Source organism: Serratia sp. szju, from assembly GCF_044594185.1.
GTDB classification, from domain to species: domain Bacteria; phylum Pseudomonadota; class Gammaproteobacteria; order Enterobacterales; family Enterobacteriaceae; genus Serratia; species Serratia bockelmannii.
This window is the reverse complement of record NZ_CP172576.1, coordinates 3481571-3500129: the sequence shown is the minus strand read 5'-3', so window position 1 is coordinate 3500129 and position 18559 is coordinate 3481571. Positions and strand designations below refer to the sequence as shown.

The 18559-nt window shown below is 63.2% G+C and carries 19 protein-coding genes; 3 read left to right on the top strand and 16 right to left on the bottom strand.

From position 1 onward, the window contains the following. Positions 1-2: 2 nt before the first annotated feature. The 6 genes from RE418_RS16515 to RE418_RS16490 form a co-directional block, all read right to left on the bottom strand. On the bottom strand, positions 3-971 hold the full coding sequence (locus tag RE418_RS16515; protein ID WP_043143874.1) for an ABC transporter ATP-binding protein: 969 nt from the start codon (positions 969-971) through the stop codon (positions 3-5). Beyond that, complete coding sequence (locus RE418_RS16510) at positions 961-1947, bottom strand: ABC transporter ATP-binding protein (protein WP_043143876.1); 987 nt, start codon at positions 1945-1947, stop codon at positions 961-963. The genes RE418_RS16515 and RE418_RS16510 overlap by 11 nt, the downstream gene beginning before the upstream one ends. Then, the gene (opp4C, locus tag RE418_RS16505) at positions 1944-2894 is read right to left on the bottom strand and encodes an oligopeptide ABC transporter permease (RefSeq protein ID WP_025303184.1); all 951 of its coding nucleotides are present in this window, start codon (positions 2892-2894) and stop codon (positions 1944-1946) included. Before opp4C ends, RE418_RS16510 begins: the two co-directional genes overlap by 4 nt. A gap of 4 nt (positions 2895-2898) precedes the next feature. Further along, positions 2899-3855: an ABC transporter permease gene (locus RE418_RS16500; protein WP_004934604.1), complete on the bottom strand. Its 957-nt coding sequence runs from the start codon at positions 3853-3855 to the stop codon at positions 2899-2901. Between the two features lie 48 nt (positions 3856-3903). Further along, the gene (locus tag RE418_RS16495) at positions 3904-5559 is read right to left on the bottom strand and encodes an ABC transporter substrate-binding protein (protein ID WP_399676294.1); all 1656 of its coding nucleotides are present in this window, start codon (positions 5557-5559) and stop codon (positions 3904-3906) included. A 187-nt stretch (positions 5560-5746) separates the two neighbouring features. Next, complete coding sequence (locus RE418_RS16490; RefSeq protein ID WP_025303187.1) at positions 5747-7165, bottom strand: PLP-dependent aminotransferase family protein; 1419 nt, start codon at positions 7163-7165, stop codon at positions 5747-5749. A gap of 144 nt (positions 7166-7309) precedes the next feature. Here RE418_RS16490 and RE418_RS16485 point away from each other — a divergent pair, with 144 nt between their 5' ends. The 3 genes from RE418_RS16485 to RE418_RS16475 are packed head-to-tail and all read left to right on the top strand — an operon-like array spanning position 7310 to position 9887. Continuing rightward, complete coding sequence (locus RE418_RS16485) at positions 7310-8710, top strand: cytochrome ubiquinol oxidase subunit I (protein ID WP_016927376.1); 1401 nt, start codon at positions 7310-7312, stop codon at positions 8708-8710. Between the two features lie 2 nt (positions 8711-8712). Then, positions 8713-9720, top strand: a complete 1008-nt coding sequence (gene cydB / locus RE418_RS16480) for a cytochrome d ubiquinol oxidase subunit II (protein WP_025303188.1) — start codon at positions 8713-8715, stop codon at positions 9718-9720. A 14-nt stretch (positions 9721-9734) separates the two neighbouring features. After that, complete coding sequence (locus RE418_RS16475) at positions 9735-9887, top strand: DUF2474 domain-containing protein (protein ID WP_071605360.1); 153 nt, start codon at positions 9735-9737, stop codon at positions 9885-9887. Positions 9888-9896: 9 nt separating this feature from the next. Here RE418_RS16475 and RE418_RS16470 read toward each other — a convergent pair whose 3' ends face one another. The 10 genes from RE418_RS16470 to RE418_RS16425 form a co-directional block, all read right to left on the bottom strand. Next, a complete protein-coding gene (locus RE418_RS16470) occupies positions 9897-10163 on the bottom strand; it encodes a hypothetical protein (RefSeq protein ID WP_049204096.1) in 267 nt (88 codons plus the stop codon). Next, positions 10160-10384, bottom strand: coding sequence for a hypothetical protein (locus RE418_RS16465; RefSeq protein ID WP_025303190.1), 225 nt, complete (start codon positions 10382-10384; stop codon positions 10160-10162). Before RE418_RS16465 ends, RE418_RS16470 begins: the two co-directional genes overlap by 4 nt. Before the next feature lie 106 nt (positions 10385-10490). Continuing rightward, positions 10491-11576, bottom strand: a complete 1086-nt coding sequence (locus RE418_RS16460) for an acyl-CoA desaturase (RefSeq protein ID WP_089181015.1) — start codon at positions 11574-11576, stop codon at positions 10491-10493. Continuing rightward, on the bottom strand, positions 11573-12655 hold the full coding sequence (locus tag RE418_RS16455; RefSeq protein ID WP_025303192.1) for an acyl-CoA desaturase: 1083 nt from the start codon (positions 12653-12655) through the stop codon (positions 11573-11575). The genes RE418_RS16460 and RE418_RS16455 overlap by 4 nt, the downstream gene beginning before the upstream one ends. Further along, positions 12648-13781, bottom strand: a complete 1134-nt coding sequence (locus RE418_RS16450; RefSeq protein ID WP_025303193.1) for a sterol desaturase family protein — start codon at positions 13779-13781, stop codon at positions 12648-12650. The genes RE418_RS16455 and RE418_RS16450 overlap by 8 nt, the downstream gene beginning before the upstream one ends. Continuing rightward, positions 13778-14395 (bottom strand): phosphatase PAP2 family protein, encoded by a 618-nt coding sequence (locus tag RE418_RS16445; protein ID WP_089181016.1) that lies wholly within the window; start codon positions 14393-14395, stop codon positions 13778-13780. The genes RE418_RS16450 and RE418_RS16445 overlap by 4 nt, the downstream gene beginning before the upstream one ends. Beyond that, positions 14392-15678, bottom strand: coding sequence for a F390 synthetase-related protein (locus RE418_RS16440; RefSeq protein ID WP_049204099.1), 1287 nt, complete (start codon positions 15676-15678; stop codon positions 14392-14394). The genes RE418_RS16445 and RE418_RS16440 overlap by 4 nt, the downstream gene beginning before the upstream one ends. Further along, a complete protein-coding gene (locus tag RE418_RS16435) occupies positions 15675-16481 on the bottom strand; it encodes an MBL fold metallo-hydrolase (protein WP_089181017.1) in 807 nt (268 codons plus the stop codon). The genes RE418_RS16440 and RE418_RS16435 overlap by 4 nt, the downstream gene beginning before the upstream one ends. Beyond that, on the bottom strand, positions 16474-17490 hold the full coding sequence (locus tag RE418_RS16430) for an NAD(P)-dependent oxidoreductase (protein WP_089181018.1): 1017 nt from the start codon (positions 17488-17490) through the stop codon (positions 16474-16476). The genes RE418_RS16435 and RE418_RS16430 overlap by 8 nt, the downstream gene beginning before the upstream one ends. Further along, the gene (locus RE418_RS16425; protein WP_025303198.1) at positions 17487-18494 is read right to left on the bottom strand and encodes a 3-oxoacyl-[acyl-carrier-protein] synthase III C-terminal domain-containing protein; all 1008 of its coding nucleotides are present in this window, start codon (positions 18492-18494) and stop codon (positions 17487-17489) included. Before RE418_RS16425 ends, RE418_RS16430 begins: the two co-directional genes overlap by 4 nt. Between the last annotated feature and the right edge of the window lie 65 nt (positions 18495-18559).

Genomic DNA, 18559 nt, shown 5'->3' with positions numbered 1-18559 from the left:
CGCTAGCCGACCAGGTGGCAAGCCACCTGATGGCCGGGCGCCACGCTGCGCAGCTGCGGCGCCTGTTCGCGGCACTGCGCCGTGGCCAGCGGGCAGCGGGGATGGAAACGGCAGCCGCGCGGCGGGTTGGCGGGGTTCGGCGGCTCGCCGCCGGCCACCCACGCCGGCGCGCGTTGCGCATCCAGCGTCGGCACCGCCGCCAACAAGGCCTGCGTGTAGGGATGCAGCGGTTGGCGAAACAGCGCATCGCGATCGGCGCTCTCAACGATCTGCCCCAAATACATCACCGCCACATCCTGGCACAGATGCTCCACCACGCCGAGATCGTGCGAGATAAACAGTAGCGTCACCCCCTGCCGTTCCTGCAAATCGGAGAACAGATTGATGATCTGCGCCTGAATCGACACGTCGAGCGCCGATATCGGTTCGTCTGCGACGATAAACTCCGGCTGCAGGATCAGCGCGCGCGCGATGCCGATGCGCTGGCGCTGGCCGCCGGAAAACTCATGCGGAAACCGCCCATAATGCTGCGGCGACAGCCCGCAGATCGCCAGGGTATCGAGCACCCGTTCGCGCAGTTCCGCCTTGCTCGCCAGGCCGTGTTGCAACAGCGCTTCCCCAATGGCGTCGCCCACGCGCAGGCGCGGGTTCAGAGAACTGTACGGATCTTGAAACACTAACTGCATTTTCGGCCGCAGGGCGCGCAGCGCATCTTTACTCAGGCTATCCAGTGCCAGCCCTTTGAACATTACCTCACCGGCGGTTTTGTCGTGCAGGCCGAGCAGCGTGCGGCCGACGGTGGTTTTTCCGCTGCCTGACTCGCCCACCAGCCCGAAAATGCGCCCCTTGCGAATGCTGAAGCTGACGTCGTCCACCGCCTTCAGTTGACCGGTGGTGCGCCCGAACAGTCCGTCGCGCAGCGGAAAATATTTCTTTAATCCTTTCACTTCCACCAAAGATTCAGTCGACATGCGGGCGCCCTCCGGCGTTGAGGAAACAGGCGGACTGGCGCTGCGGCGTGCCGTACAGCGGCGGAATGCCATCGCGGCAGCGAGCGGAAGCCTGCGCACAGCGCTCGGCAAACGCACAGTGATCAGGCAAGCGCGCCAGATCCGGCACCTGGCCGGGAATGGAATACAGACGGCAACGCCGCTGCCCCGGCACCGGCCGCGAGGCGATCAGCCCCTGAGTATAAGGGTGCCGCGGTTCGGCGAGCACTTCCCGCGTCGTGCCCTGCTCGACGACGCGCCCGGCGTACATCACCGCCAGCCGATCCGCCATCTGGGCGATCACCCCAAGATCGTGGGTGATCAAGATCATCGCCATGTTGTGTCGCCGGTTCTGCTCACGCAGCAACGCCAGGATCTGCGCTTGCACCGTAACGTCGAGCGCCGTGGTCGGTTCGTCGGCAATCAGCAGCGCCGGACGGCACCCGATCGCCATAGCGATCATCACGCGCTGCAGCATGCCGCCGGAAAGCTGATGCGGATAGCAGCGCATCAGTGCCTCGGCGCGCGCCAACCCCACTTCAGTCAAGAGTTGAATCGCCTGACGCCAGGCCGCTTTCGGCGACAGGGTTAGGTGGCGAATCAGCGGCTCCACCAGCTGTTCGCCGAGGGTCAACACCGGATTGAGCGCGCTCATCGGTTCCTGAAAGATCATCGCCAGTCGGTTGCCGCGCAGATCGGCCATCTTGGAGGCCCGCAGCGACAGCAGGTTTTGCCCTTCAAAGCGAATTTCACCGCCGTCTACCTGCGCCAGCGGCTGCGGCAACAGCCCCATCAGCGCCATGGCGGTCACGCTTTTGCCGCAGCCCGACTCACCGACGATCCCCAGCGTTTGCCCGGCCTGCAGCTCAAGGCTGACCTGCTGCACCGCCCGCACCGGCCCTTGTTCCCCCTGAAACGACACCGACAGTCGCTCGAACGCCACCAGCGGTTGGCTCATCGTGTTACCCCGTTCATTTTCGGATCGAGCGCGTCCCGCAGGCCGTCGCCCAAGATATTGATCGCCACCACGGTGACGAAGATCGCCAGCCCGGGCGGCATCCACAGCCAGGGGCGGCGCTGAAAGTCGATCAGGCTATTGGCTGCGTCCATCATGTTGCCCCACGACGGCGTCGGCGGCACCACGCCCAGCCCAAGGTAGCTCAACGCCGACTCGCTGAGGATGGCGTTGGCCACCGCCATGGTGGCGACCACCACCAAAATCGGCACGGTATTGGGCAACAGATGGCCGAAGAGGCGCCGCCGGGTGGAGAGCCCCAGCACTTCGGTGGCCAACATGAAATCCCGCTCACGCAGCGACAGGATCTGGCCGCGCACCAGCCGCGCCAGCGACGGCCAGCCCAGCAGGCTCAGCATGATCATCACCATGTAGATGCGGTAGTCCGGCGACACGTCGAGTTCGGTCAGCATCGCCCCCATGATGATCAGCAGCGGCAGGCCGGGAATGGTCATCAGCAGATCGGCGAAGCGCATGATCAGCCTGTCCGCCACGCCCCCCAGATAACCGGCGAGCGCCCCCAGCACATAGCCCAGCGTTACCGACAGCAGCATCGACACCAGGCCGATGGTCAGCGATATCCGCCCCGCCAGCAGCAGCCGGGTGCAGATATCGCGGCCGAGAAAGTCGGTGCCCAGCCAGTGCGCGCCGCTCGGCGCCTGGTTGATATTCAGCACGTCGCCGGCATCGTCGCGCCACGGCGACAGCGACGGCCCAATCAGGCACAGCAGCGCCAACAGCACCAGCAACGCCAGCGAAATCATCGCCGGTCGGTGGCGGCGCAAACGTCGCCAGGCCTGAGCGGCGGGCGGTGGCGACAGTTGCGCCAGCGCAGGCAGCTGTGCCTGTCGCCAGCGGCGACGGCGGCCGAAAAACAGCGTAACCAACATCGTGTTACCTCAAGCGAATGCGCGGGTCGGCGTAGGCGTACAGAATATCCGCCAGCAGATTACCGAGAATGGTCAAGGCGGCCAGAAACAGCGTGAACCCCATCAATACCGGGTAATCACGCGCCGCCAACGAATCGATATGGATATGTCCGGCGCCCGGCCAGTTGAAGATTTTTTCGGTGATCAGCGCGCCGGAGAACAATCCCGGCAGCTCGAACCCCAGCAGGGTGATGATCGGCAACAGCGCATTGCGCAGCGCGTGTTTGAGGATCACCGTTTTCTCCCTGAGCCCCTTGGCGCGCGCGGTGCGGATATAGTCCATGCGGATCACCTCCAGCATGCTGGCGCGAAAATAGCGCGTCAGGCTGCCGGCCTGCAGCATCACCAGCGCCAGCACCGGTAACAGCAGGTGCGCCGCCACCTCCAGCGCCCAGGCCAGTCCGCTCGCTTCGCTGCCGGTGCGCAACATGCCGCCCGCCGGTAGCCAGTGCAGGTCGACGGCGAACCATTTGATCAGCAACAGGCACAGGAAGAACGTCGGAAACGACATAGCGGCGAACACCGCCACGGTGATCAGATGATCGAACAGCGAATAGGGTTTCATCGCCGAGATCACCCCTACCGCCAACGCGATGCCCCAATACAGCACCATCGCCACCGCCGCCAGCAGGAACGAGTTCCAGATGTATTGATTCAGCAACGTGCTGACCGGGATCTGATACTGCAGCGAAAAACCGAGATCGCCCTGCAGCAAGCGGCCGAGCCAGTGCAGGTAGCGGCTGAACAACGGCTGATCCAACCCATACAGCGCCCGCAGCTCGGCGGCGCGTTGCGCGGTCAAATTGATGTTGCCGTCGATAAAATCGCCGGGCGCCAGGGCGAAAATGCAAAAAATCAGCAAGGAAGCCAACAACAGCATCGGGATAGTCTGCAACAGACGGCGCAGGATAAAGTTTCTCATCGCGGGTTCCATCGCCGCCGCCCGGAATGGCGCGGCGGCGTCAGGGCGTTACGGCACCGGTTTGACGTTCGGCAGGCTGCCGACCAATCCGTTGTAGATATCCGGTTTAAAGCCGGTGACGCGCGCGCTGCTGGCGCTCAAAATCTCGCGGTTGCCGAGCAGGATCACCGGCGGATCGTCCGCCAACGCTTGATACAGCTGGTGATACAGCGGCTTGCGCTGGGCGATATCCAGCGTGGCATTGGCCCTGGCGATCAGCGCGTCTACCTGCGGGTTGTGATAACCGGTCTCGCTCTCGCTGCTGATGAAATCGCGTACGCCGTCGTGCGGATCGTTCAGCGTACTGGTGCTGAGGGACGCCAGGTCGTAATTGCCCGCCTTGCGCTGCGCCAACAGCGCGTTGAAGTCCAATACCTGCGGTTTCAGCACCACGCCGAGCCGGCGATAGTTATCCTTGGCGATCGGCACCAGCGCGTCGTTGATCAGCTTTTTGGTTACCAGCAGCGTCAGCTCCAGCTTTTTACCGTCTTTCTGCCGGATACCGTCAGCGCCCATCTGCCAACCGGCCTCGTCCAACAGCTTTTTGGCCTTATCGAGATCGTAAGCGTAGGGATTGATGCCGTTCGCGTCATAGGACCAGGAGATCGGCGAAATCGGCTGGTTGGCGACCTTGCCGTACCCCTGGTACACCACGGCGATCAGCTTTTGCCGATCGAGGCCGTAGATCAGCGCCTGGCGCACCCGTTTATCCTGCAGCGCCGGGCGTCTGAGGTTGAAATCAACGCGGCTGTAATCGCTTGAGCTGTAAAGGTTGATATTGGCGAAGCCGAGCAGCTTGAGCTGTTCGATATCGTCCGGTTTGGCGGTAAAGGCGTCGTAGTCGGTCTCACCGGTCTGGAACAGCTGGAAGTTGGTGGCCGGGTTGGTGACGCGGTAGATAAAGCGCGCCATCGGCGGCGGGCCGAGGTAGAAGTTCGGGTTGGCGTGGAAGCGGATCTCCTGCCCCGGCACGTACTTGTCGTAAATATAGGGGCCGTTGCCGAGCGGCTTGCCGTTCAAGGCGCGCACGCTGTCGAGCTTGCCGCGCTGATAGTCTTTGCCGTAGTAAGCCCGCGACAATACCGGCCCGCCAATCAGTTGCAACGTGGTCGCGCCCGGCTGGGTGGTGACGATCTGAATGGTGCGATCGTCGATCACCTTCAGCCCGCTGATGCCGGCGGCGGTACCGTTTTTATACTCGGCGCCGCCCTGGATGTGCGCCGGCGTGATATCGGTGTCGCCGTCATAGGCCGGATCGTGCAGCAGCGTCAGGGTAAAGGCGATATCGTCGGCTTTCAGCGGCGAGCCGTCGCTGTAGACCAAATTCGGCCGCAGCTTAATGGTGTAGGTCAGATTATCGGGGCTGACCTGCCAGGACTCCGCCAATCGCCCTTCTGGCTTGCCCTGGCTGTCCAGGCCGATCAGGCGGCTGAAGATCACGTCGGTTACGTTCTCGTCCCAGCCGTTGGTGAACAGATACGGGTTGAAAATCCCCTGCGGTTCCGAGATGCCCGCCACCACGGTGTCTTTACGCAGTTTGGCGGCGGCCGGCACCCGAGCGGTGTCGCTGGCCGGCGTGATACCTTCGGCCAGCGTTTCCGCCTGAACGACGCCGCTCAGCCCCAGCGCGCAGACCAACGCCAGCGGTGTCAGGCGATATCGCAACAGTTTGTTTAGCTTATTTTTTATTCTTCTCACCCACAGCCCCTCGTCTTCCCGTTGATAAAAATGTGACAAAATTTATCGCAGAGTAATGGGCGGCTGGAGGGCTGTCTAACAACGAAACCGGCATTCCATTGCCGAAAAAAGCATTATGAATTTTTCTGGGGCAAAGCCCGCTGCAAATCGCGGTTCAACCGGTCGCAGCCAGCCCCCGGATAAGTTTGGCTAAGGTTTTGATCGCCTCTTCAAAGCGGTCATTCCATTCAAAAGAGGCGTTGAGGCGGAAGCAGTGGTTGAAATGGTCGCCGGTCGTGAACATGCGCCCCGGCGCGATGCTGATGCCCCGGGAAAGGGCCCGCCGGTACAGTTCCATCGACGACAGCGCCGGATCCAGCTCCAGCCACAGGAAATAACCGCCGTCGGGCTGGCTGACCTTCACCGTCGGCGGGAAATGGTGGGCGATCGCCTGACGCATCGCGCTTTGGCGTTGAGCCAGCAGGCGCCGCAGCCGCCGCAGATGGGTATCGTAGCCGCCGTGCAGCAGATAATCCGCCAGCGCCATCTGGGTCGGCACGCTGGTGGAAACGGTGCTCATCAGCTGCAAACGCTGGATCTGCTGCGCATAACGCCCCGCCGCCACCCAGCCGACGCGAAAGCCCGGCGCCAGGCATTTGGAAAACGACGAGCAGTGCAAGATCTGGCCGCCGCTGTCGAGCGCCTTGGCCGGCAGCGGCCGTTCGGCGCTGAAGTACAGCTCACCGTAGACATCGTCTTCGATCAGCGAAATCTGCCGTTCGCGCAGCAGCTCCACCAGGCGCTGCTTGTTGGCCTCCGGCAGGGTGGCGCCCTGCGGATTTTGGAAGTGGGTCATTAGCCAGCAGGCCTTGATCGGATACTGTTCCACCGCCTGCTGCAACGCGTCCAGATCGATACCGTCCTGCGGATGCGTGGCGATCGCCACCGCCTTTAACCGCAGCCGTTCCAGCGCCTGCAGCGCGCCGTAAAACGCCGGCGATTCGATCGCCACATAGTCGCCCGGCTGGGTCACCGCCTGCAGGCTGAGGCTGAGCGACTCCATCGCCCCGGCGGTGATGACGATTTCGTCCGGGGCAACCTGCATGCCGCTCAGCGCATAGCGTTGGGCAATGTGCCGCCGCAGCGCGTCGTTGCCCGGCGGCAGGTTGGCCAGCGAACTGTGCGGCGTGAACTTGCGCGCTACGCTGCTCAGCGCCCGCGCCAGCTTCGGCTGGGCGAACAGCGTGGCGTCGGGAAAGGCCGAACCGAAAGGCACGATGTCCGGATCCTTGCAGGCCTGCAGCACGTCAAAAATAAAGGCGTTGATGTCCACCTGCTCGCTCAGCAACAGTTTCTCGCCGCGCGAAGGCTGAGGCAGCGGCTGCGGACGCGCCGCCACATAGTAGCCCGACTGCGGGCGGGCGACGATCCACCCCTGGCTCTCCAGCAGTTGGTAAGACTGCACCACCGTCATCAGGCTTAATCCGGCGCGTTTGCCGCTCTCGCGCAGCGAAGGCAGCTTGTCGCCCGCCCGCCACACCCGGTTCTGGATCTGTTCTCTAATCTGCTGCGCAAGCTGCTCGTATCGGGTCATAACCATTAACTGTTATATGAAAAAGTAAAATAACTGTCACTATTATAGTCACTGTACTTCGTGATTAACTTAACGCCAAGCTTTTCACATAAAAATGACAGCTATACTCAAGAGGTTAATTTATGTTCAACCCTAGGAGGCGCCATGCTGGGTCTTGATGCACTGGAACTCGCCAGAATACAGTTCGCCTTCACCGTGTCTTTCCATATCATCTTCCCCGCCATCACCATCGGTTTAGCCAGTTATCTGGCGGTGCTGGAAGGGTTATGGTTGAAAACGCACAATGAAGCCTACCGCGAGCTTTACCATTTCTGGTCAAAGATTTTCGCCGTTAACTTCGGCATGGGCGTGGTGTCCGGGCTGGTGATGGCCTATCAGTTCGGCACCAACTGGAGCTTCTTCTCCGAGTTCGCCGGCAGCATTACCGGGCCGCTGCTGACTTATGAAGTGCTGACCGCCTTCTTCCTCGAAGCCGGTTTCCTCGGCGTGATGCTGTTCGGCTGGAACCGCGTCGGCCCCGGCCTGCACTTCTTCGCCACCTGCATGGTCGCGCTCGGCACACTGATCTCCACCTTCTGGATCCTGGCCTCCAACAGCTGGATGCAGACCCCGCAGGGGCATGAAATCATCAACGGCCAGGTGGTCCCGGTCGACTGGCTGAAGGTGATCTTCAACCCGTCCTTCCCGTACCGCCTGCTGCACATGTCCACCGCCGCCTTCCTCTCCTCGGCGTTCTTCGTCGGCGCCTCCGCCGCCTGGCATCTGCTGCGCGGCCGTGATACCCCGGCGATGCGCAAAATGCTGTCGATGGCGATGTGGATGGCGCTGATCGTCGCGCCGGTGCAGGCGATGATCGGCGATGCGCACGGCCTGAATACGCTGAAACACCAGCCGGCGAAGATCGCCGCCATCGAAGGCCACTGGGAAAATCCGCCGGGCGAAGCCACGCCGCTGATCCTGGTCGGTTGGCCGGACATGCAGCGCGAAGAAACCCGCTTCAAGCTGGAGGTGCCTTACCTCGGCAGCCTGATCCTGACGCACAGCCTGACCGAACAGGTACCGGCGCTCAAATCCTTCCCGCCGGAAGATCGCCCCAACTCCACCGTGGTGTTCTGGTCGTTCCGCATCATGGTCGGGCTGGGCATGCTGATGATTCTGGCCGGGGTGTGGAGCCTGTGGCTGCGCTGGCGCGGCGGGCTGTATCAGTCGCGTCCGTTCCTGTACTTCATTTTGTGGATGGGCCCTTCCGGGCTGCTGGCGCTGCTGGCGGGCTGGTTCACCACCGAGATCGGCCGCCAACCGTGGGTGGTGTACGGCCTGCTGCGCACCAAGGATGCGGTCTCCGCGCACGGCGACCTGCACATGAGCATCAGCCTGCTGGCGTTCATCATCGTCTACTGTTCGGTGTTCGGCGTGGGGTATTCCTACATGATGCGCCTGATCCGCAAAGGGCCGCAGCCGCATGAACACCAAGAAGACAATACCGAGGGCCGGCCGGCGCGTCCGCTGTCCGCGGTCAACGACACTCTGGACGACAGGAGCTGAACATGGGTATCGATCTTCCGCTGATTTGGTTTGTCATCATCGTGTTCAGCACCATGATGTACGTGGTGATGGACGGTTTCGACCTGGGCATCGGCATCCTGTTTCCGTGGGTGAAAGAGAGCGGCGACCGCGATCTGATGATGAACACCGTCGCCCCGGTGTGGGACGGCAATGAGACCTGGCTGGTGCTGGGCGGCGCCGCACTGTTCGGCGCCTTCCCGCTGGCCTATTCGGTCATCCTCGACGCGCTGGCGATCCCGCTGACGCTGATGCTGATCGGGCTGATTTTCCGCGGCGTGGCCTTCGAGTTTCGCTTCAAGGCGACGCCGGAGAAGCGCCATATCTGGGACAAGGCGTTTATTTGGGGCTCACTGTTCGCCACCTTCAGCCAGGGTGTGGTGGTGGGCGCCGTGATCAACGGCTTCCCGGTAGAAGGCCGCACCTACGCCGGCGGCGCGCTGGACTGGCTAACGCCGTTCGCGCTGTTCTGCGGGCTGGGGCTGGTGGTGACCTATGCCCTGCTCGGCTGTACCTGGCTGGTGATGAAAACCGCCGGTGAACTGCAGGCACGCATGTATCACCTGGCGACGCCGCTGCTGGCCATCCTGTTGCTGGTGCTGGCTGCGGTCAGTGTCTGGACGCCGATCGCCCATCCGGAAATCGCCGCCCGCTGGTTTACGCTGCCTAACCTGTTCTGGCTGCTGCCGGTACCGCTGCTGGTGCTGCTCAGCGCCTGGGGAATTCAACGCGGAGTGAAACGCGGCGCGCACTACTCGCCGTTTATGCTGACGCTGCTGCTGGTGTTCCTCGGCCTGAGCGGACTTGGCATCAGCATCTGGCCGCACCTGATCCCGCCGGCCATCAGCCTGTGGGACGCCGCAGCACCACCGCAGAGCCTCGGCTTTATGCTGGTGGGCGCGCTGTTCATCATCCCAATCATTCTGGTCTACACCTTCTGGAGCTACTACGTGTTCCGCGGCAAGATCAGCCATGAACACGGCTATCATTGAGAAGGGAGGACGCTATGCAAGATAAAACGGCAACCGCCGCTCCGGCGCCCTGGTGGAAACGCATCGGTTGGCTGGTGATCATCTGGAGCGCCAGCGTGCTGGGGTTATTCGTGGTTGCCTCACTGTTCCGCCTGCTGATGACCGCGGCGGGCATGAAGTCGCATTGACGCGGCGCCTTATCTGGACGCGCTGTTGGGAAAGTAAAAAGAGACCACCAGCGTGACCAGCGGCAAGGCGCCGATCTTCACCAGCTCAAACACCTGATTCAGCGCTTCGTTTTTCTCCCAATACGCGTGGGCGGCGAATACGCCCACGCTGACCGCGAATATCCCGCACAGCACCTGGCGTGCCAGGCGCAGCCGCTCCATTTCGTCGAAGACCAAGACCTGCTCCAGATAAACCTGGCTGGCCTCATCGCGCAGATTACGGCTTTCGATGCTCATGGGAAGATCTCCACGACCCGCCCCACCGCTTCAAGCTGTTCACCCTTCTCCCGTACAATGCCAAGAGAAGTACCATCCTGTTTCATCCAGTACTTATCGGCAAGGGTAATCAGTGCAAACGCCATTTTGATTACCTCGGTTTTTTCCATCCCGTGACGCCGGGCGATATCGTTCAGATCATCATCAATTTTGTTCGATAACCGAATCGGCAAGCTGCGCATAGTCCACCTCCTGTGGCCGTTGATTCACAGAGGGAAAGTCTACTGGAAGGGCAAATATCGTTCAATTAGTGAACTGCGTAACGCCTCGCACAATCCGCATGCAACGCTAGTGCGGTTTGCGGCCCATCGCGCTGAGGAAGCGTTGCTGCAGACGCAACAGCTCCTCCAGTTCCAGCAGGCGGTAGTCGATGCCGAAACGCGGCGCCACCTCGCCGATGATGCGGCTCAGCGCCGGGTAATGCCGGTGGCTCCAGTGCGGGAACAGATGATGCGTCAAATGCAGGTTCGCCCCGCCGAGCCAGTACCCCAGCCAACGCGGCCGGGTCAGCCAGTCGAAGGTGGTGGCGAACACGTGATGATACCAGCCGTGCGGCATCGTGCCCTGCGCCGGCGCCTGATAAAAGTTGGCCTTGGCCCAGTGGGTGCCGATGATCAACATCACGAACAGCAAGGAAGAAAGCATCTGGCTCAGCAAATAGACCAGCAGAATTTGCCCGATGCCGATAGCCGGCGGCAGCAGCCAGCATGGGATCGCCAGCGCCAGCAGCAGGTGTGCCGCCTTACCCGCCAGAAACCCGCACCAGCCACGCACGCCCTGCTGCGCCATGCGCGCCGCCACGCGGGTGCGGCCCGCCCTGTCCAGCCAATCGAACAGCCAGATGTAGTACGGGAACGTCAGCGCCGCCACCAGCGGCCAATAGTAACGCTGCGCGCGCATAAAGGGGCGCCAGCGCTGGAACGGCGTTTGCCGCAGCACGCCGTTGGCGTCGATGTCGGGATCGTAATGTTCGATATTGTTATGGGCATGGTGGAACAGCACGTGCCGCACGCGCCAGCAGTCGGGATCCAGCCCCAGCGGCACGCTCACCAGGGCGTTCAGCCAACGGTTGGCCCAGGGCCGACGGAAAAACGCGTTGTGCGAAGCATCGTGCACCACGTTTACCGTCAGGAACATGCCGATAAAGATAAAACCGAAATAGCAGGCGAAAAACGCCCAGCCGTTTTGCTGCTGCAGGCTCAGCCCGTAACACAGGCCGCACAGTGCCAGCAGCAGCGTCACCTTCGCCAGCATGCCGCCGTCGGCGAAACGGTGATCGCCGTTGGCCGCCAGATAGTGCTGGGCGGCCTGCATCAGCGCGCGATGCAACCCGTTGTCGTCGCGCCGATAGGCCAACGGACGCAGCGGTTTCATGGCTGCCCCATCCGCCGCAAGAAGCGCTGTTGCTGCGCCAGCAGTTCGCGATAGCCGATGCAGCGGTACGCCATGCCGTGCCGCTGTGCCACTTCCGCCACCGCGGCGGCCAGCGCCGGATAGTGGCGGTGATTCCAACCGGGAAACAGGTGATGGGTCAGGTGATAGTTCAGTCCGCCGGTCAGGTGCTCCAGCCAGCGCGGTTCGGGCTGCCAGTCGCAGGCGGTGGCGAAATTGTGCCGGTACCAGCCTTGCGGCATGCTGTCGCCCGTCGGCGCAGGGTAAAACTCGGCCTGCGCCCAATGGGTGCCCAGCAGCAAGAACACCACCAGCAGCGAGGCGCACATCTGGCTGAGCGCGTAAGCCAGCAACACCCAGCCCCAGCCGATGCCGTGCAAGTGGCCCACGATCAGCGGCACCACCAGCACCAGCGCCAGATGCGCGAGCTTGCACAGCACGAACAGCGTCCAACCGCCGCGCCCCGCCAGCACGCGTTTTTCCCGCAGCGGCGTTTTATCGAGCCGATCGGACCAATCGAAAATCCAGGCGATATAGGGCAAGGAGAGCGCGGCGATCAGCGGCCAGTACAGATGCTGATAGCGCATATGGGGCCGCCAGCGCTGGAAAGGCGTCTGGCGGAAAAAGCCGTTCTCTTCGGTGTCCAGATCGTAATGCTCCACGTTGGCGTAAACGTGGTGGTAATCCACGTGCCGCGTACGCCAATAGTCCGGATCGACGCCCAGCGGCAGCGTCACCACCCGCCCCACCAGGCGATTGGCCCAGGGCGCACGCAGGAAGGCGTTATGCGAAGCATCGTGGTTGACGTTGACGTTGAGCAGCATACCCATGGTCACGAACAGGAAATAGCAAAGGAAAAACGCCCATGGCTGATGCTGCATCAGGCTGAGCGCGTAAAACCCGGCGCACAACACCAACAACAGCGCGGCCTTGACCAGCCGCGCGGCATCGGCATAGCGATGATCGCCCGCCAGGCAGGCGTGCGCCGCGCGCTTGAGATCGCGATGAAACGCCTGCTCGCCATCGGCGGGAAAACGCAGCGGCGGCAATGACTCAGCCATGCGGTTCCTCCACGGCGGCCGATGCGGCCACTCGCCCCCAGCCCAGCGCGATGCACAGGGCATGCAGCGCCACGGCGGCCATGGCGATATGCCAATAGCGCTGCGGCCAGCCAAGATAGCCGATAAACAGCAGCGGCATGCCCAGCGCGATCAGCAGCCAGACGGCGCTCGCCCACGGCCGCCCTTCCGTCATGCCGCCCAGCGCTACCGATCCCAACGCCAGCAGCACCAGCAGCGCCATTTGCGGCCAGCTGATGTCGCCGTAACCATAGCCGTATTGGTAGACGTAGCCGACCACCAGCGTGAACAACAGCATGGCGCCGCTGAATACGCTGAGTGCCGAACGGCGGTCGCGTGGTCGGCCCGGCGCCGGGCGCCATGTCAGACGCAAATAGCGCAGGAACGGCAGATTACTCGCCCAGAACGGGTTGGCAGACGGCCTGTCACCGCTGACGCCATAGCTGAACGGCGTGGTCGGCAACGCCGGGCAGAAGGTGCCGAACAGCTTGTCCCAAAAGATAAAGCTGCCGCCGAAGTTCTTATTGGAATACGCCATGTCCTTGACGTGGTGCACCCGGTGGTGCGCTGGCGTGACCAGGATTTTTTCCAGCACGCCCAGCTTCGGCGTCAGCGCATTGTGGTTAAACAGCTGAATGCTGTAGTGAAAAATCGACACCGCGACGAACACCGACAGCGGCACGCCCGCCAGCGCCAGCAGCAAAAAGAACGGGATCGACGTCAGCGACGAATACCAGGAGTTGCGCACCCCCAGCGACAGGTTGAAGTGCTCCCCCTGGTGGTGCACCACGTGTACCGCCCACAGCACGCGGAAGCGGTGGTGCAGGCGATGCAGCCAGTAGAAACCGAAGTCCCACGCCAGCAGGGCGAACAGCCACATCAGCAGCGGCGGCCAGGCGTCCAGCAGCCCCAGGCTGAAATGCGCGGCCACGTAGCCGTAGCAGGTGATCTCCAGCCCGCGGAACAGCCACAGCATGATATGGCCGGAGTTCAGGTTGAACACCAGATCGTGCCAGTTGACCGGCTCACGGCGCCCCCACTGCAGCGCCACCGCCTCGGCCACCACGATGAACAGCATGAACACTATCGGCAACGCCAGATCGCTCATCCCATTTCTCCTTTAACCACGCGCCTGCGCAGGGCCTTTATACGCAGCGCCAGCCCACCGGCGCATAGCGCCAGCAAGGCGCCACCTGCCAAATCGACAAACAAGTGACGGCGCAGCTGCAGAATGGAGAACGCGATCGCCACGCCCCACAGCATCCACAGCGCCGTCCGCATTTTGCGCTCGCCGTCGCTCAGCGCCCACACCGCCAGCACCGTCAGCGCCATGTGCAACGACGGCAGGCAGTTCTGCGCCGAATCCACCTGCGTTAACGCCGCCAGCAGCTGCGCGCTGATCCCAACGCCCTCGTTCTGCGGATAGGCCATGGTGGTCGGCCACAGCAGGTAAACCGCTCCGGCGCCCAGCGCCGTCAGCTGCATCGCCAGCGTCAGCCATTTGATTCGCCGCAGCGGCGCCAGCAAATAGCCAGCCGGGACGATGAGGAAGAACGACAGGTAGAGCCAGATGGCCGCCGGGTTGAACGGGATCGCCCGATCAAGCGCCGACGGCGGCAACAGGGTTCCCGCCCCCTGCAGGCGATCGGTCAGGCTATACACGACCCCGACCGTCCCCCAGCCGAGCAACATGTGCCCTAGCCTGAACAGCGTATTTTTCATGCTTCCTCCGCCTGGCGCACGATGCGCCGCCGCTTGCGATCGAACTGCGGCAGCACCGCCTGCGTCGTCAGCCGCCATTCGAGCCGCTCGGTGGCGATGCCCTGACGGGCGAACAGTGCGATCAGCTGCGCCTGGCAGTGCGCCAATTCCGCTTGGCTGCAATCGGCAATCAGCTCCAGCCGCTGCTCGCCGCGCTGGATCAGGCGGTAATCGCTGGTCAGCGGCAACGCATTGGCGATCGTCCGGCTGCAGGCATCGGCGAACACCGCCTGCGGTTGCCGCTGCGCATCGGGTAACATCAGCTGATCGTCGCGCCGCCCTTCGATACGCGCAATCGCCCGCGTCGGTTGCCCGCATGGGCAGGGTTCCTGGCGCAGCACCAATACATCATCCAGCCGATAGCGCACGATCGGCTGCGTACTGCGGGTAAAGTCGGTGATCAGCGGCGTGAAGTGCAGTTCGTCGATCCACTGCGGTTCGATATGCAAAAACTCTTCGTTCAGATGCAGCGTGCCGTGCGCGCAGGTCGCGGCCAGGAACCCCTCGGTGGCCTGATACACTTCGCCAACCGCCGGAAACACCTGCATCAGCAGGCGGCGATCCTGTTCTTCAAGCACCTCGGCGACCGAGATCACTTTTTTGACCGGCAGCGTCACCTGCCCGGCCAGCACCGCCAGCGCCAGGGCGCGCAGCACCTGCGCCGGCGCCACGATGATGCTGGGCGCCTGCCGTTCCAAGGCGGGCAGATGCGCACTGAACGGCGCGAGCAGATCGTAAAACGCCAGGCTCAGCCAACGGTTGTTCACGCTGTGATAGAGGTTATTGTCCGCCCGCAGAAACAGCGCAACGCGCTCGCCGGCCAACAGCCCGTCCGGCAGCATCTTCGCCAGCATGCCGCCGGCCCACACCTGCTGTTCGCGCGGGCTGACGACAAACACGCCGCGCTGCCCGGAGGTGCCGGACGACAATCCGACGCTGTAGCGCCCGATCTTCGGCGTGAAATCGCGATCCGCCTCGCTGCGCTGCGCGCAGGCCAGCACCGCATCGCGCTGCAGCCCGGCGGTATTCATCCGGTCGAACTGCGCCATCATCAGCGCCTTGTCCATCTGCGGCCATTCGGCGAACGGCCGGCGGCTGAAACACTGAAAATAGGGGCTCTTGCTCAGCACCCGGCGGGCAAATCCCGTGAGCTGCCGGGCCTGATACGCCTCCAGCGCCGCACGATCGCCAAAGCGCAGGCGTCGGGCGCGAAAATAGTGCCAAAGGGTCATGAAGGGGATCACAGGTCCCCCTCATGACACAGCAAAATGTTGACCTGGCCGCCCGCCCACAGCTGGTTGAGCCGCTCCAGCGTGCGGGTGTACGCCGCCGCGTCGTCCATCACCAGATTGGCCAGGCGCGAAGGCCCGCGCAGCGTCTGGTAGCTCTGCGGCGACCAGGCGGCGTCGCTGGCCAGCAGTGTCCAACCGGCATCGGTGAGGATAAAGGCGCCGATATGGCCGGCCGCATGCCCCGGCAGCGGCACCAGCACGATCTGCCCTTCGCTGCCCGGCAGCGCGTAACCGCGAACGAACGGCGCCAGCAGCGCGGGCAACGCCACCGAGGGAAAAGCCTCCATAAACTGCAGGCGGCTCTCGAAGTCCGCCGGGATCAGGCCGGGAATAAAGGCGCGCTTCAGCGCCGCAAAACCGCGCAGCCCACGGGTTTGCTGCCAGCCTTCACCAGAGCAAATAAAATCGAGTTGGCTGAAATCCTGCAGCCCGGCGATGTGATCCGCGTGAAAATGCGAGACGATCAGCGCCTGGATGTCATCTTCGGTGTAACCGGCTTCGCGCAGCTGGTGTGCCAACGACTCGGCGGGATCGAAATAGACCGGCGTCATGCGGCGGTAAAGGCTGAACAGCCCCGACTGCGTGTGCTGCTGAAAATAATGCGCGTAGCCGGTATCCCACAGCCAGCGGCGCTCCCCTACCTCCAGCAGATAGGCGCGCGCCGGGAATTTGCACACCCGGAACCCGGCACCGCGCAGCGCCATGCAGCCGATATGCGTGCAATAGCCCACTTCAAAAACGGTGACTTTAGCCATGTTGTCCGCCTCCTTGCTGCCGCAGCCACTCGCCGGTCAGGCGGATCCCCTCTTCCATCGAGTAACGCGGCCGATAGCCCAGTTCTTCGATCGCGCGGGTCTGGCTCAGGGTCATGTCGAAGTGCACCGCCGCCACGCTGTAGCGCGTCAGCATCGGTTCCTTGCCGCTCAGGCTTGCCCACAGCTCCATGCCGCCGGCCAGCGAATGCAGCAGCGGATAGGGCACGGCCTGCAGCCGGTAACTCAGCCCCAGCGCCTGACGCAGCAGCGCATCCAGCACGTCCGCCAGCCGCTGCGGTTGGTGATTGGTGATGTTGTACACGGCGCCGGACGGCAATCCGCGCTGCCGGCTGGCCAGCTCCATGGCGTGCACCACATTGGGGGCAAAGGTCAGATCCAGCAATGCCTGTCCGCCGCCGGGCAATCGCAATACGCCGCGATCGCGTTCGAGCTGCTGCAACAGCCGCGGCACGATCACCCGATCGTGCGGGCCAAACAGGCCGCGCGGCCGCAGCATAATGTAGGTGGTTTGCGGATAGATCTTCGCCTGCGCCAACAGTCGCTGTTCGGCCGCATACTTGCTGGCGGCATAGTGATTGGCGAAGCGCCGGGCGCGGTAACCCTCGTCAAGATCGTAATGCGGCTGAAAATCGAAGTAGATTGCCGGCGTGGAGATATGCACGAAGCGGCGCACGCCGCAGCGCCCGGCCGCCTCCGCCAGCTTCTCCGTCGCCGCGGCGTTGATGCGGTGAAATTCCGCCTTGCTGCCCCAGGGCGAAGACTTGGCCGCACAGTGCCACACCCACTCGCAGTCGGTCACCAGCTCCCGGCACTGCTGCGGCGTGGCCTGCGCCAGATCGAGCGCGCAAAACTCGGCGCCCAGCCGACGCAGCGTTTCACCGGCCCGCTCATCGCGGCCGGTGGCGCGCACCTGATGTCCGGCCTCCAGCAACCACTGCGCCGCGTTGCGTCCCAGCCCGCTGGTCGCCCCGGTGACCAGCACCCTCATGGCAGCAACACCATGCCGGCCAGCGCCAGCCCAGCGGCGGTGCCGATCAGCATCACCGGCTGACCGGGATTGAAGCGCCCGGTGGTCGCAGCGGCATGCAGCGCCGTCGGGATGGACGCCGCCACCTGATTGCCATGATGGCGGTAGATGTCGACCAGCGCCTCGCTGGAGACGTGCAGCCGCTTGCGCATATGTTCGAGCGACAGATGGCTGGCCTGATGCGGCACCACGGTGGCGATCTGGGCCAGGGTCAGGCCGCTGGCGTTCAGCAGCCGGTCGAGGTAGCCCTCAATCAGCGCCGACGCCTGACGGAACAGCGGCTTGCCCTGCATATGGAACAGGAAGTCTTGCTCACACATGCCGGCGCGCGGGTTACGACGCGTACCGCCGGCGCGGATCTCGCACAGTTCGCTCCCGGCGGGATAGGTTTCCACCAGGCTGGCGAGGATACCGCTGGCGCCGTCGCCGCGCTCCACAATGGCACAGGCGGCACCATCGCCGAAAATCAGCGACGACTCTTCGTGCTGCCAGTCGATGCCGCGTGAAGCGAGATCCGCCGAAACGATGGCGATACGCCGATACGTCCCGGCGTTCAACAGCCCCGCCGCTACCTGCAGCGCAGAGATAAAGCTGACGCAGCTGCTGTTGATGTCGAAGCCCGGCGTGCCCGCCGCCAGCCCCGCCACCTTGAGAATATGCGCGGCGGTGCATGGCAGCGCCTGCACCGATATCGCCGAGGCGGAGATCAGCAGGTCAATGGAAGCTGCCGGGATGGCGTGGCGAGCCAGCGCATCTTGCAGCGCAGCGGCAGCGAGTTCGGCCTGGCTGGCATCGTCGGCGGCGTGATAGCGGCAAACGATGCCCGAGCGTTTTTCAACGTAGCCGGCCGGTTTCCCCAGGCGAGCGTCGAGCGTAGAAGACGCCACGCGGTTGGGCGGCAACGCGGCCCCGGTGGCAATGATTTTCAGAGGCAACAGCTCGGGTGAGCGACATTGTGTGGTCATTATTGTTATTGATTAACCTGACTATCCATAAAGCGATTCTCCCGCACGGCACGAAGGCCACGCGG

What these genes read in the sequence shown, in the direction of transcription:
- RE418_RS16515 (WP_043143874.1), bottom strand. Translation starts at nt 971, where the DNA reads ATGTCGACTGAATCTTTGGTGGAAGTGAAAGGATTAAAGAAATATTTT.
- RE418_RS16510 (WP_043143876.1), bottom strand. Translation starts at nt 1,947, where the DNA reads ATGAGCCAACCGCTGGTGGCGTTCGAGCGACTGTCGGTGTCGTTTCAG.
- opp4C (WP_025303184.1), bottom strand. Translation starts at nt 2,894, where the DNA reads ATGTTGGTTACGCTGTTTTTCGGCCGCCGTCGCCGCTGGCGACAGGCA.
- RE418_RS16500 (WP_004934604.1), bottom strand. Translation starts at nt 3,855, where the DNA reads ATGAGAAACTTTATCCTGCGCCGTCTGTTGCAGACTATCCCGATGCTG.
- RE418_RS16490 (WP_025303187.1), bottom strand. Translation starts at nt 7,165, where the DNA reads ATGACCCGATACGAGCAGCTTGCGCAGCAGATTAGAGAACAGATCCAG.
- RE418_RS16485 (WP_016927376.1), top strand. Translation starts at nt 7,310, where the DNA reads ATGCTGGGTCTTGATGCACTGGAACTCGCCAGAATACAGTTCGCCTTC.
- cydB (WP_025303188.1), top strand. Translation starts at nt 8,713, where the DNA reads ATGGGTATCGATCTTCCGCTGATTTGGTTTGTCATCATCGTGTTCAGC.
- RE418_RS16475 (WP_071605360.1), top strand. Translation starts at nt 9,735, where the DNA reads ATGCAAGATAAAACGGCAACCGCCGCTCCGGCGCCCTGGTGGAAACGC.
- RE418_RS16470 (WP_049204096.1), bottom strand. Translation starts at nt 10,163, where the DNA reads ATGAGCATCGAAAGCCGTAATCTGCGCGATGAGGCCAGCCAGGTTTAT.
- RE418_RS16465 (WP_025303190.1), bottom strand. Translation starts at nt 10,384, where the DNA reads ATGCGCAGCTTGCCGATTCGGTTATCGAACAAAATTGATGATGATCTG.
- RE418_RS16460 (WP_089181015.1), bottom strand. Translation starts at nt 11,576, where the DNA reads ATGAAACCGCTGCGTCCGTTGGCCTATCGGCGCGACGACAACGGGTTG.
- RE418_RS16455 (WP_025303192.1), bottom strand. Translation starts at nt 12,655, where the DNA reads ATGGCTGAGTCATTGCCGCCGCTGCGTTTTCCCGCCGATGGCGAGCAG.
- RE418_RS16450 (WP_025303193.1), bottom strand. Translation starts at nt 13,781, where the DNA reads ATGAGCGATCTGGCGTTGCCGATAGTGTTCATGCTGTTCATCGTGGTG.
- RE418_RS16445 (WP_089181016.1), bottom strand. Translation starts at nt 14,395, where the DNA reads ATGAAAAATACGCTGTTCAGGCTAGGGCACATGTTGCTCGGCTGGGGG.
- RE418_RS16435 (WP_089181017.1), bottom strand. Translation starts at nt 16,481, where the DNA reads ATGGCTAAAGTCACCGTTTTTGAAGTGGGCTATTGCACGCATATCGGC.
- RE418_RS16430 (WP_089181018.1), bottom strand. Translation starts at nt 17,490, where the DNA reads ATGAGGGTGCTGGTCACCGGGGCGACCAGCGGGCTGGGACGCAACGCG.
- RE418_RS16425 (WP_025303198.1), bottom strand. Translation starts at nt 18,494, where the DNA reads ATGACCACACAATGTCGCTCACCCGAGCTGTTGCCTCTGAAAATCATT.